Origin of the sequence: Cellulomonas sp., from assembly GCF_035634735.1 — a bacterium.
Lineage (GTDB): Bacteria > Actinomycetota > Actinomycetes > Actinomycetales > Cellulomonadaceae > Cellulomonas.
This window is the reverse complement of the sequence record NZ_DASQCJ010000198.1, coordinates 14,065-26,648: the sequence shown is the minus strand read 5'-3', so window position 1 is coordinate 26,648 and position 12,584 is coordinate 14,065. Positions and strand designations below refer to the sequence as shown.

The 12,584-nt window shown below is 74.7% G+C and carries 8 protein-coding genes; 1 reads left to right on the top strand and 7 read right to left on the bottom strand.

The genetic code is table 11. From position 1 onward, the window contains the following. The first annotated feature begins 250 nt into the window (after positions 1–250). A complete protein-coding gene (locus VER05_RS16380) occupies positions 251–1,090 on the top strand; it encodes an alpha/beta hydrolase (protein WP_324846380.1) in 840 nt (279 codons plus the stop codon). A gap of 39 nt (positions 1,091–1,129) precedes the next feature. Here the strand turns inward: VER05_RS16380 and VER05_RS16375 are convergent, their stop codons facing one another. From VER05_RS16375 to gltB, 7 genes are all read right to left on the bottom strand, one after another. After that, on the bottom strand, positions 1,130–1,783 hold the full coding sequence (locus VER05_RS16375; RefSeq protein ID WP_324846379.1) for a uridine kinase: 654 nt from the start codon (positions 1,781–1,783) through the stop codon (positions 1,130–1,132). 30 nt (positions 1,784–1,813) lie between these two features. Beyond that, on the bottom strand, positions 1,814–2,323 hold the full coding sequence (locus VER05_RS16370) for a mycothiol transferase (RefSeq protein ID WP_324846378.1): 510 nt from the start codon (positions 2,321–2,323) through the stop codon (positions 1,814–1,816). Between the two features lie 108 nt (positions 2,324–2,431). Further along, a complete protein-coding gene (locus VER05_RS16365) occupies positions 2,432–3,073 on the bottom strand; it encodes an SRPBCC family protein (protein WP_324846377.1) in 642 nt (213 codons plus the stop codon). Between the two features lie 221 nt (positions 3,074–3,294). Beyond that, positions 3,295–4,725, bottom strand: coding sequence for a pyruvate kinase (pyk, locus tag VER05_RS16360; protein WP_217615774.1), 1,431 nt, complete (start codon positions 4,723–4,725; stop codon positions 3,295–3,297). A gap of 86 nt (positions 4,726–4,811) precedes the next feature. Then, the gene (locus VER05_RS16355; protein ID WP_324846376.1) at positions 4,812–6,287 is read right to left on the bottom strand and encodes a glutamate synthase subunit beta; all 1,476 of its coding nucleotides are present in this window, start codon (positions 6,285–6,287) and stop codon (positions 4,812–4,814) included. A gap of 121 nt (positions 6,288–6,408) precedes the next feature. Further along, on the bottom strand, positions 6,409–7,890 hold the full coding sequence (locus VER05_RS16350) for a glutamate synthase subunit beta (RefSeq protein WP_324846375.1): 1,482 nt from the start codon (positions 7,888–7,890) through the stop codon (positions 6,409–6,411). After that, positions 7,883–12,451, bottom strand: coding sequence for a glutamate synthase large subunit (gene gltB, locus VER05_RS16345; protein ID WP_324846374.1), 4,569 nt, complete (start codon positions 12,449–12,451; stop codon positions 7,883–7,885). Before gltB ends, VER05_RS16350 begins: the two co-directional genes overlap by 8 nt. Positions 12,452–12,584 lie beyond the last annotated feature (133 nt).

Below are 12,584 nucleotides of genomic sequence, written 5' to 3'. Positions count from 1 at the left end.
GGTCCGCCTCCTCGCGCCGGGGCCGGTCGCCCCCTCCCCCAGCATCCTCCTCCGCGCCCCCGTCTGCAGGTCCCAGGGGCTTCCGCGCGGGACACGAACCGCGCCATGATGCCGCCGGGGAGCCCGTCGCGGCAGGACCGCGCGCCGGCTCCCCGGGTGCCACCGTGCGAGACCGCGACACACGTCCCGCCGACCCCCCGAGGCTGCGCTCACCGTCCGTCCCACCACCCCACCACCCTGGGAGCACCTCATGACCGCACCGCTGCCCGCCGGCGCCCCGGACACGATCGTCCTGGTGCACGGCCTCTGGATGACCCCCCGCTCGTGGGAGCACTGGGTCCCGTACTACGAGGCGAAGGGTTACCGGGTGCTCGCGCCCGCCTACCCGGGCTTCGAGGTCGAGGTCGAGGCCCTGCGCGCCGACCCGTCCGTCATCGCCGCCCTCACCGTGCCCGAGACCGTCGACCACCTCGCCGGCGTGATCGAGGCGCTGGACGCGCCGCCGATCATCATCGGGCACTCGTTCGGCGGGACCCTGACCCAGCTGCTGCTGGCCCGCGGGCTCGGCGCCGCCGGGGTCGTCATCGACTCGGCACCGACCGAGAACGTGTACGTCACCCCGCCGTCCCAGCTGCGCTCGCTGCTGCCGGCGTTCACGCACCCGTCCACCCGGCACGAGGCGGTGTCGTTCACGCCCGAGCAGTTCCACTACGCGTTCGCGAACACGCTCAGCCGGGCGGACTCCGACGCCGCCTGGGAGCGGTACGCGATCGGCGCGCCGGGGTCCTGGCTGTGGGCGTACGGGCTGATCGCGAACTTCAAGCCCGGGCACCAGGAGACCTGGGTCGACTACGACGCGGACCGGGCGCCGCTGCTGTTCCTCGCCGGCGGGGAGGACCACATCATGCCTCCGTCGGTGAACCGCGGGAACGCGAAGAACTACGGCAGGTCGCCCGCCGTCACCGAGTACGTCGAGCTGCCCGGCCGGTCGCACTGGACCTGCGCCGAGCCGGGCTGGGAGGCCGTGGCCGACCGGGCGCTCGAGTGGGCCGCGGCGCACGCGGTCCGGCCGGCGGTCGAGGCGGGCTGAGGGACGCGACCCGCGGCGCGCCCCAGGTGTCCGACCGCCTCAGCGCTCGACCACCCACCCCGGCCGCCGCGGGTCGTCCACCCGCACCACCACGTCCGCGACGCCCTCCGGGTCCGCCTCGGCGCGGTACCGCTCCTCGGCCGGCAGCCGCCACGCCTCCGCGGCCGGGGTGCGCCGGGCCAGCGTGTCCGGCCGCACCGCGAGGTGCACGGTGAGGTCCGCCGGCAGCCACCGCCCCAGCAGCAGACCGCCGTCGAGCAGCAGCACCGTCCCCGGGGCGGTCGCCACCCGGGCGGCGCGCGCCGACCGCTCACGCGCCGCGTCCCACAGCGCGGGCAGGTAGCGGCCGTCGCCGCCCGGGCCGAGCGGGTCCAGCACCTCGCGGATCAGCGCGCCGGCGTCCAGCGCGTCGTCCAGCAGCGCGTCCGGGTCCTCGCGGCCGTGCTCGAACCGCACGCCCGCCGGGCGCAGGAAGTCGCCGGCCGCCACCCGGACCGCGGCGTGCCCGCGGGCGCGCAGCGGCTCGACGAGCGCGTCCGCCAGCGCGCCGGGCCCGGTGGGCGGAGCGCCGTCCACCAGCACCCGCCAGCGCCGGTCCGGGCCGTCGGCCGCGCGCGCGGCGGCCAGCCCGTCGGTCACCCGGCCCACCAGCCGCGCCACCACGACCTCGGGGCTCACCGGCTCGACGCGCACCGGCCCAGTCTGCCCCGCCGCGCGCGGCGGTCAGCCCCGGGACGTGACGACGCCCTTCACGAACGCCGCCTGCCCCGCGTGCTCCAGCACGTCCCCGAGCACGCTCACCAGCCGCACGCCCACGGTCACCGGCGGGTCCCAGCGCTCGTCGACCACGCGCCCCAGGTCCTCCTCCGTGAGCCGGCCGAGGTACGCGTCGGTCGCGGCGCGGGTCGCGTCGGCGTAGGCGCGCAGCAGGCCCGCCTCGGCGCGGACCTGCGCGACCTCGTCCGGGCCCTGGCCGTAGCCGGTTGCGTCCGTGTCGAACGGGAGGTCGAACTGCTCGGCGAAGCCGTCGGCCGTCCAGACCTGCTCCGTGCCCGCGACGTCGGCCACCTGCGCGTCCTCGACCCGCGCCAGGTGCCACACGAGCCAGGCGATCGTGTTGGCCTCCGGCCCGAGCCGGGCGGTGAGCTCGTCCTCCCCCAGCCCGTCGAGCACCCCGTGCACCAGGTCGCCGATCCGGCCGAACCCGTCCTGCAGCACCGCCACGCCGTCCACGCGCTCTCCCCTCGCCGGCCGCCGCGCGGGCGGCCCTCGTCCCCGGTCCCGTCGACCGTATGCCGAGGTGGTGACACGTGCGCGCGGGGCGGACCGGCGCGGGCGGCGTCAGCCCGCCGCGGCCTCCGCCCGGTCCCGCACGCCCCGCAGCATCCGCTCGGTCATCAGCAGGCTCACCCAGGACACCCCCTCCACCATCCAGCGGGCCCAGGACTCGGTGTACGCGTACCGCTCCCGCACCACGAGCCGGCAGCTGCCCGGCATCGGGCCCGGGCGCAGCACGAACGCCCAGGCGAAGTCGAACGGCGGGGTGTCCTCGTCCGGCAGCGCGGGGCCGGCGCCGTGCAGCACCAGCGCGCGCGGCGGCTCGAGCACCCCGACCCGCAGCCCGACCTGCGGGGCCAGGCGCACCTCGTCGCCGACCGCGAGCTCCTGCCAGCGCGGCTCGATCCGGTCGGCGCTGGTGATGCCGAGCCCGAACAGGCCCTCCAGCGCGTCGTAGCTGTAGAACCCGCCGCGCCCCTGGCCGAGCTGCAGCAGCCAGGGCCACACCCGCTCGGCGGGGGCGCGCACGGTGATCGCCCGGGTCGCCACGAGGTCGGCGTCGGGGACCAGGTCGTCGCCGGGCAGCCCGACCGAGCGCTCCACCTGGGAGGCGCCCCAGTGCAGGGCCCGCCCGCGGGCGAGGTGGTAGCCGACGGCCGCCGTGGCCGCGATCGCGAGCGCGCGCACCGCGCGGTGGGAGGTCATGCGCTCCACGCTCCACCGCAGCGGGCCCCCGCGCCAGGGCCGTCGGTCCCAGCACGGTCGCCGAGTCTCCATTCCGTGACTGCCACCCCGCGGGCGCGGGCAGACGCGAGACGGAGACTCGGCGACGGGCGGCGGGCGGCGGCGGCCAGCCCGGGCACGCGCGAGGGGCCCCGCGGCGCGCGTGCGCTGCGGGGCCCCTCGACGTGCGGGACGCGGGTGCGTCAGGCCACGCGGCCCGAGGCGTCGTCGCCGATCTTGTGCACGATGATCGAGTTGGTCGACCCGACGACGCCGACCGGCGTGCCGGCCACGACGACGACGTAGTCGCCCACCTCGGCGAGGCCCTGCGCGCGCAGGGTGGACTCGACCTGCTGGACCATCGCGTCGGTGTGCTCGACCTGCGGCACCTCGTACGTCTGCGTGCCCCAGCTGAGCGACAGCGTGTTGCGGACCGAGGTCTGCGGGGTGAACGCCAGCAGCGGGATGGACGAGCGCAGGCGGGACATGCGGCGCGCGGAGTCGCCGGACTGCGTGAAGGTCACGAGGTACTTCACGCCGAGGGTCTCGCCGATCTCGGCCGCCGCGCGGGTGATCGCGCCACCGCGGGTGTGCGGGGTCGAGCCGAGCGGGGCGATGCGCTCCCGGCCGAGCTCCTCGGTCGCCTCGATGATCCGCGCCATGGTGCGCACGGTCTCGATCGGGTACTCGCCCACGGAGGTCTCGCCGGACAGCATGACCGCGTCGGCGCCGTCGAGCACCGCGTTGGCGCAGTCGGAGGTCTCGGCGCGGGTCGGGCGCGGGTTGTTGGTCATCGACTCGAGCACCTGGGTGGCGACGATGACCGGCTTGGCGTTGCGGCGGGCCAGCTCGACCGCGCGCTTCTGCACCAGCGGCACCTGCTCCAGCGGGAGCTCGACGCCGAGGTCGCCGCGGGCGACCATGATGCCGTCGAACGCGTCGACGATCTCGGCCAGGGCCTCGACGGCCTGCGGCTTCTCGACCTTGGCGATGACCGGGACGACCCGGCCCTCCTCCTCCATGATCCGGCGGACGTCGTCGTAGTCGGCGGCGTTCCGGACGAAGGACAGGGCGATGATGTCGGCGCCGACGCGGAGGGCCCAGCGCAGGTCCTCCTCGTCCTTGTCGCTCATGGCGGGCACGGAGACGGCCACGCCGGGCAGGTTGATGCCCTTGTTGTTGGAGACCGGGCCGGCCACCTCGACGCGGGTGACGACGCGCGGGCCCTCGACGGCGGTGACGCGCACGAGGACGCGGCCGTCGTCGATCAGCAGCGGGTCGCCCACGCGGGCGTCGCCGGCCAGGCCCTTGTGGGTGGTGGAGACGAGCTCCTTGGTGCCCGGCACGTCCTCGGTGGTGATGGTGAAGGTGTCACCCTCGTTGAGGTAGTGCTTGCCCTCGACGAACCGGCCGAGGCGGATCTTCGGGCCCTGGAGGTCGACCAGGACGGCCACGGAGCGGCCGGAGGCCTTCGCGGCGGCGCGCACGTTGTTGTACACGCGCTCGTGCACCTCGGTGTCGCCGTGGCTGCGGTTCAGCCGCGCCACGTCCATCCCGGCGTCGACAAGGGCCTGGATCTGCTCGGCGGACTCCGTGGCGGGGCCGATGGTGCAGACGATCTTCGCTCTACGCATGGGGGAAAGCCTAGGCCTTTCGTGACAGACGGTTCGGACCGAACGTCCTGGTGGGCCGGGCCCGCCGGACGTGCGCGGTTGATGGTCTACGGACGCATCGCCACGGTGCTCGCGGTGACCGGAGCAGGCAGGGCGGTGCTGCCAGACAGGTCAGAGTCTACGGCCGCCGCGGCGGCCCGACCCTCCGCCACGGCCCAGACCACGAGCGACTGCCCCCGGCCGGCGTCCCCCGCCACGTAGACACCCGGGACCTCGGTCCCGAAGTTCTCGTGACGTTCGACCGTTCGTCGCCCGCCGATCACCAGCCCGAGCTGCTCCAGCAGCGGCGACGGCTCCGGCCCGGTGAACCCGAGCGCCAGAAGCACCAGCTGCGCGGGCAGCTCGCGGTCGGGACCCGCGGGCTCGGGCCGGCCGTCCACCAGGCGGACGTCGCGCACCCGCAGCGCCCGCACGCGCCCGTCCGCGTCGCCCAGCACCTCCTCGGTGGCGACCGCGTAGGCCCGCTCGCCGCCCTCCTCGTGCGCCGAGGACACGCGCAGCAGCAGCGGCCAGACCGGCCACGGGTCCGCGTCCCGGCGCGCCGCCGGGGGCTCGGGCATGATCTCGAGCTGGGTCACCGACCGCGCGCCCTGGCGCAGCGCGGTCCCGAGGCAGTCCGCCCCGGTGTCGCCGCCGCCGATGACGACGACGTCCAGCCCGGTCGCGAGCGGCTGCCCGGGCAGCGGGTCCCCGCCCGCCGCGGCCGCGCGGTTGGCGGGCACCAGGTAGTCCATCGCCGGCAGCACGCCCGCCAGGTCCCGGCCGGGCACCGGGAGGTCGCGGGGCACCGTCGACCCGACGCACACCAGCACCGCGTCGAACCGGGCCCGCAGCTCCTCCCCCGTGACGTCCACCCCGACCTCGACGCCGCACCGGAACCGGGTGCCCTCGGCGCGCATCTGCGCCAGCCGGCGGTCCAGGACCCGCTTCTCGAGCTTGTACTCGGGGATGCCGTACCGGAGCAGCCCGCCGGGCGCGTCGGCGCGCTCGTGCACGACGACCGTGTGGCCGGCGCGGGTGAGCTGCTGGGCGGCGGCCAGCCCCGCGGGGCCGGAGCCCACGACGGCCACGGTGTGCCCCGTGAGCCGCTGCGGCACCTGCGGCGCGACCAGCCCGCGGTCGAACGCCTCCTCCGCGACGGCGAGCTCCACCTCGCGGATCGTCACCGCCTCGTCGTGCAGGCCGAGCACGCAGGACGCCTCGCACAGGGCCGGGCACACCCGCCCGGTGATCTCCGGGAAGGAGTGCGTCGCGTGCAGCCGCTCGGCGGCGTCGGCCCACTGCCCGCGCCAGGCCAGGTCGTTCCACTCCGGCGCGAGCGCGCCGAGCGGGCAGGCGTGGTGGCAGAACGGCACGCCGCAGTCCATGCACCGGGACGCCTGCCGCTGGACGCGCGCGACGTCGGCGGGGTCCCCGGCCCGGTGGCCGTGCACCTCGCGCCAGTCCTGCAGCCGGACCGGCACGGGGCGGTGCGGCGGCGTCTCGCGGGTGCGGTGGGTGAGGAAGCCCTTGGGGTCGGCCATGCCCGGTGACGCTAGGCGCCGCGCCCGCCGACGAGGTGGGCCGGACGTCCCGCACGCACGACGCCCGCCGGCCCCGGGTGCGGGACGGGCGGGCGTCGTGGCTGGTCGGCGCGGGGCGGGCTCAGGCCCGCAGCGCCACCGTGCCGGCCGTGACCGGCGCGGGCAGCTCGGTGCTGCCGCCCAGGTAGGTGTCCACCGCGGCGGCCGCGGCGCGGCCCTCGGCGATCGCCCACACGATGAGCGACTGGCCGCGGCCCGCGTCGCCGGCCACGAACACGCCGGGGACGTTGGTCGCGAAGTCGTCGGACCGGGCCACCGTGCCGCGCGCCGTCAGGTCGACGCCGGCCTGGCCGACCAGCTCCTCGGTCTCCGGGCCGGTGAAGCCCATCGCGATGAGGATCAGGTCCGCCGGGATGTCCCGCTCGGTGCCCGCCGTCGGCACGCGGCGGCCGTCGGGCAGGTACTCCGTGGTCGCGAGCCGCAGGTGGGTCACGCGGCCCTCGTCGTCGCCCAGGAACGCGACGGTCGACGCCAGGTAGTCGCGCTGACCGCCCTCCTCGTGCGAGGACGAGACCTCGAACAGCACCGGGTCGGTCGGCCACGGCGCGTTCGCCGGGCGCTCCGTCGGCGGCTGCTTGCCGATGGCGAGCGTCGTGACGGACGCCGCACCCTGGCGCAGCGCGGTGCCGACGCAGTCCGAGCCGGTGTCGCCGCCGCCGATGACCACGACGTGCTTGCCGGCCGCGTCGATCGCGTCCGGCACGTCCTGGCCCGCGACGAGCTTGTTCGACCGGGACAGGTACTCCATCGCCGGGTGGATGCCGGCCAGGTCGCGGCCCGGCAGCGGCAGCTCGCGCGGCACGGTCGAGCCGGTGGCGACGACCACGGCGTCGTACCGGGACCGGAGCTGCGCCCAGGTGATGTCCCGGCCGATGGCCACGTTCGGGCGGAACCGGGTGCCCTCGGCGGCCATCTGCTCGAGCCGGCGGTCGATGTGCCGCTTCTCCAGCTTGAAGTCCGGCACGCCGTACCGGAGCAGGCCGCCGATCGCGTCGTCCCGCTCGTAGACCGCGACGGTGTGCCCGGCGCGGGTGAGCTGCTGCGCGGCCGCGAGCCCGGCGGGGCCCGAGCCGACCACGGCCACGGTGTGCCCGGACAGGCGCTGCGGCACCTGCGGGTGCACCAGGCCCCGGTCGAAGGCCTCGTCGATGATCGAGACCTCGATGTTCTTGATCGTCACCGCGGGCTGGTTGATCCCCAGCACGCAGGCCGACTCGCACGGGGCCGGGCAGATCCGGCCCGTGAACTCCGGGAAGTTGTTCGTGGCGTGCAGCCGCTCGATCGCGTCGGCCCACTGCCCGCGCCACACCAGGTCGTTCCACTCGGGGATGAGGTTCCCCAGCGGGCAGCCGTTGTGGCAGAACGGGACGCCGCAGTCCATGCAGCGGCCCGACTGCTGGTGCAGCAGGGTCGCCGCCTGCGGGTCGTCCTGCGCGCTGCGGTGCTCGTGCACCTCGCGCCAGTCCATGAGCCGCAGGGGCACGGGACGGTTGGCGGGCAGCTCGCGCTCCCGCACCTTCATGAAGCCGCGGGGGTCAGCCACGAGCCACCTCCAGGATGCCCTCCCACACGCCGGGCGCGCTCGGGTCGAGGCCGTCGGCCTCCGCCTTCGCCAGCGCCGCGCGGACGCGGGAGTACTCGGTCGGCCGCACCCGGGTGAACCGGGCGCGGGTCGCCGCGGGGTCGGCGAGGAGCTCGGCCGCGACGCGCGACCCGGTCTCCTCCGCCTGCCGCCGCAGCAGGTCGGTCACCAGCGCCGCGTCCTCGTCGTCGAGCGGGTCCAGGCCCAGCTCGCCGGCCGCGACGGCCTGGACGTTGACGCGCTCGGGCTTGAGGTCGAGCACGTAGGCCGTGCCGCCGGACATGCCCGCCGCGAAGTTGCGGCCGGTCCGGCCGAGCACCAGCACGGTGCCGCCGGTCATGTACTCGCAGCCGTGGTCGCCCACGCCCTCGACGACCAGGGTCGCGCCGGAGTTCCGGACGCCGAACCGCTCGCCGACGACGCCGCGCAGGAACATCTCGCCCGACGTGGCGCCGTAGCCGATCACGTTGCCGGCGATGACGTTGTGCTCGCCGGTCAGCACCGCGTTGCGGTCGGGCCGCACGACGATCCGGCCGCCGGACAGCCCCTTGCCGACGTAGTCGTTGGCGTCGCCCTCGAGCCGCAGCGTGACGCCGCGGGGCACGAACGCGCCGAACGACTGCCCGGCGGACCCGGTGAGCGCGACCTCGATCGTGCCGTCCGGCAGGCCCGCGCCGCCGTACCGGCGGGTGACCTCGTGGCCGAGCATCGTGCCGACGGTCCGGTTGACGTTGCGCACCGGCAGCTCGATCCGCACCGGCCGCGCGTCCTCCAGGGCGTCCGCCGCCATCGCGATGAACTGGTTGTCCAGCGCGCGGTCGAGGCCGTGGTCCTGGTCCCGGACGTGGTGCAGCGCGGAGCCCGCCAGCGGCTCGGGCACGGCGAGCACGGGCGCGAGGTCGAGCCCCTGCGCCTTCCAGTGGTCGACGGCCTTGCGGGTGTCCAGCAGCTCGACGTGGCCGACAGCCTCCTCGATGCTGCGGAAGCCCAGCTCCGCGAGCAGCTCGCGCACCTCCTGCGCGATGAACTCGAAGAAGGTCACCACGAACTCCGGCTTCCCGGTGAACCGGGACCGCAGGTCGGGGTTCTGCGTCGCGACGCCCACGGGGCAGGTGTCGAGGTGGCAGACGCGCATCATGATGCAGCCCGACACGACCAGCGGCGCCGTCGCGAAGCCGAACTCCTCGGCGCCGAGCAGCGCGCCGACGATGACGTCGCGGCCCGTCTTGAGCTGGCCGTCCACCTGCACCACGACGCGGTCGCGCAGGTCGTTGAGCACGAGGGTCTGCTGGGTCTCGGCCAGGCCGATCTCCCAGGGCGTGCCCGCGTGCTTGAGGCTGGTCAGCGGCGAGGCGCCGGTCCCGCCGTCGTGGCCCGAGATGAGCACGACGTCGGAGTGCGCCTTGGCCACGCCCGCCGCCACGGTGCCCACGCCGAACTCGCTGACGAGCTTGGTGTGGATCCGCGCCCGCGGGTTCGCGTTCTTGGCGTCGTGGATCAGCTGCGCCAGGTCCTCGATCGAGTAGATGTCGTGGTGCGGCGGCGGCGAGATCAGGCCGACGCCCGGCGTCGAGTGCCGGGTCTTCGCCACCCACGGGTACACCTTGGGCCCGGGCAGCTGGCCGCCCTCGCCCGGCTTGGCACCCTGGGCCAGCTTGATCTGGATGTCGTCCGCGAACGTCAGGTACTCCGACGTCACGCCGAACCGGCCGGACGCGATCTGCTTGATCGCCGAGCGCCGCTCGGGGTCGTGCAGCCGCTCCGGGTCCTCGCCTCCCTCGCCGGTGTTCGACTTGGCGCCGAGCCGGTTCATGGCGATCGCGAGCGTCTCGTGCGCCTCCGCCGAGATGGAGCCGTAGGACATCGCGCCGGTGCTGAACCGCTTGACGATCTCGCTGACCGGCTCGACCTCGTCGATCGGCACGGGGGTCCGCTCGCCGGTCCTGAGCTCGAGCAGGCCGCGCAGCGTCATCAGGCGGGACGACTGCTCGTTCACCCGGTGCGTGTAGTCGCGGAACACGTCCATCTGCCGCGTGCGGGTGGAGTGCTGCAGCCGGAACACGGTCTCCGGGTCGAACAGGTGCTCCTCGCCGTCCCGCCGCCACTGGTACTCGCCGCCGGTCGCGAGCCGGCGGTGCGCCAGCCGGTTGCCGTTGGCGGGGTACGCGTCGTTGTGCCGCGCCGCGACCTCGGCCGCGATGACGTCCAAGCCGATGCCGCCGAGCCGGCTGGTGGTGCCGGTGAAGTACCGGTCCACGAGCGGCTGGGACAGGCCGATGGCCTCGAACACCTGGGCGCCGCGGTAGGACGCGATGGTCGAGATGCCCATCTTGGACATGACCTTGAGGACGCCCTTGCCGAGCGCCTTGATGAGGTTCTTGACGGCCTGCTCCGGCGCGACGCCCGCGAGGTAGCCGTTGGCGGCCAGGTCCTCGACGGTCTCCATCGCCAGGTACGGGTTGACCGCGGCCGCGCCGTAGCCGATCAGCAGCGCGACGTGGTGCACCTCGCGCACGTCGCCGGCCTCGACGACCAGCGACACCTGGGTCCGGGTGTGCCGGCGCAGCAGGTGGTGGTGCACGGCCGACAGCAGCAGCAGCGACGGGATCGGCGCGCGGTCCGCGTCGGAGTCCCGGTCGGACAGCACGAGGAAGCTCACGCCGTCGGCGATCGCCTGGTCGCACTCCGCGAAGATCTCCTCGAGCCGCTGCTCGAGCGCCTCGCCGCCGCCCGCCGCGCGGTACAGGCCGCGGACGATCGTCGACCGGAACACGCCCGCCATCGCGGGGTCCTTGTCGATCCTGACGATCTTGGCCAGGCCGTCGTTGTCGAGCACCGGGAACGGCAGCACGAGCTTGCGCGCGTGCAGCGGGGTGTCGTCCAGCAGGTTCGGCTCGGGGCCGATGGCGCCGCCGATCGACGTCACCAGCTCCTCGCGGATGGCGTCCAGCGGCGGGTTGGTCACCTGCGCGAACATCTGCGTGAAGTAGTCGAACAGCAGCCGCGGGCGCTGGGACAGCACCGCGACCGGGGTGTCCGAGCCCATCGCGCCCAGCGGCTCCGCGCCGGAGGCGCCCATGGGCGTCAGGAGGATCTTCAGCTCCTCCTCGGTGTACCCGAACGTCCGCTGCCGGCGGCGCACCGAGGCCGAGGAGTGCGCGATGTGCTCGCGCTCGGGCAGCTGCTCCAGGTAGACCGAGTTCTCCCGGACCCACTCGGCGTACGGCCGCTGCGCGGCGAGCTGCGCCTTGATCTCGTCGTCCTCGACGATCCGGCCCTGGTTCGTGTCGACCAGGAACATCTTGCCGGGCTCGAGGCGGCCCTTGCGGACGATCGTGGCCGGGTCGAGGTCGAGCACGCCCGCCTCGGAGCCCATGACAACCAGGCCGTCCTCGGTCACCCAGAACCGGCCGGGGCGCAGGCCGTTGCGGTCCTGCACCGAGCCGATGAGCGTGCCGTCGGTGAACGTCATCGCCGCCGGGCCGTCCCACGGCTCCATCAGCGACGCGTGGTACTCGTAGAACGCCCGCCGCGCGGGGTCCATCTGCGCGTGGTTCTCCCAGGCCTCCGGGATCATCATCATGATCGCGTGCGGCAGGGTGCGGCCGCCCAGGTGCAGCAGCTCGAGCACCTCGTCGAACGAGCCCGAGTCCGAGCCGCCCGGCGTGCACACCGGCAGCAGCGGGGCCAGGTCGCCCAGCAGGTCCGACTGCAACGTGCCCTCGCGGGCCGCGACCCAGTTCCGGTTGCCGCGCACCGTGTTGATCTCGCCGTTGTGGGCGATCATCCGGAACGGCTGCGCGAGCGGCCAGGACGGGAAGGTGTTGGTGGAGAACCGCGAGTGCACGAGCGCGAGCTCGGAGGCGTACCGCGGGTCCGACAGGTCCGCGAAGAACGGCTCCAGCTGGCCGGTGGTGAGCATGCCCTTGTAGGACAGCGTGCGGGCCGACAGCGAGGCGAAGTACACGGCGAGCTCGCGCTCGGCGCGCTTGCGCAGCCGGTACGCCCGGCGGTCCAGGTCGATGCCCGCGAGCTCGCGCGACGGGTCCGCCACGACGAGCTGCCGGAACACCGGCATGGACGAGCGCGCGGTCGGGCCGACCAGGTCGGCCGTCACCTGCACGTCGCGCCACGCGAGCACGTCGAGCTTCTCCTCGGCCGCGATGGCCTCGACGGCGCGCACCGCGACGGCGCGCTCCTCGTCGTCCTGCGGCAGGAACGCCATGCCGATCGCGTACCGGCCGGCCGGGGGCAGCTCGGCGTCGACGACGTCCCGCAGGAACGCGTCCGGGATCTGCGTCAGGATGCCGGCCCCGTCGCCGCTGTTCTCCTCCGCACCGACCGCGCCGCGGTGGTCGAGGTTGAGCAGGGCGGTCAGGCCGGCGTCGACGATGTCGCGGCCGGGGGTACCCCGCAGCGTCGCGACGAACGCGAAACCGCAGGCGTCGTGCTCGGCAGCCGGGTCGTACAGACCCTGCTGCCGCACGGGAGAAGCACCGGGACGCACAGGCGACGCGGGCATCGGCACCGTCCTCACGGACCCGGGGAGCGGGCCCAGGTAGAGCAATGGGGGGAGGCTGGGACGTCATCGGCCCGGGCTACAAGTGTGGCGACGATACCTGCCGGAAACACAGGCGCTCACATCGCGAGAAAGT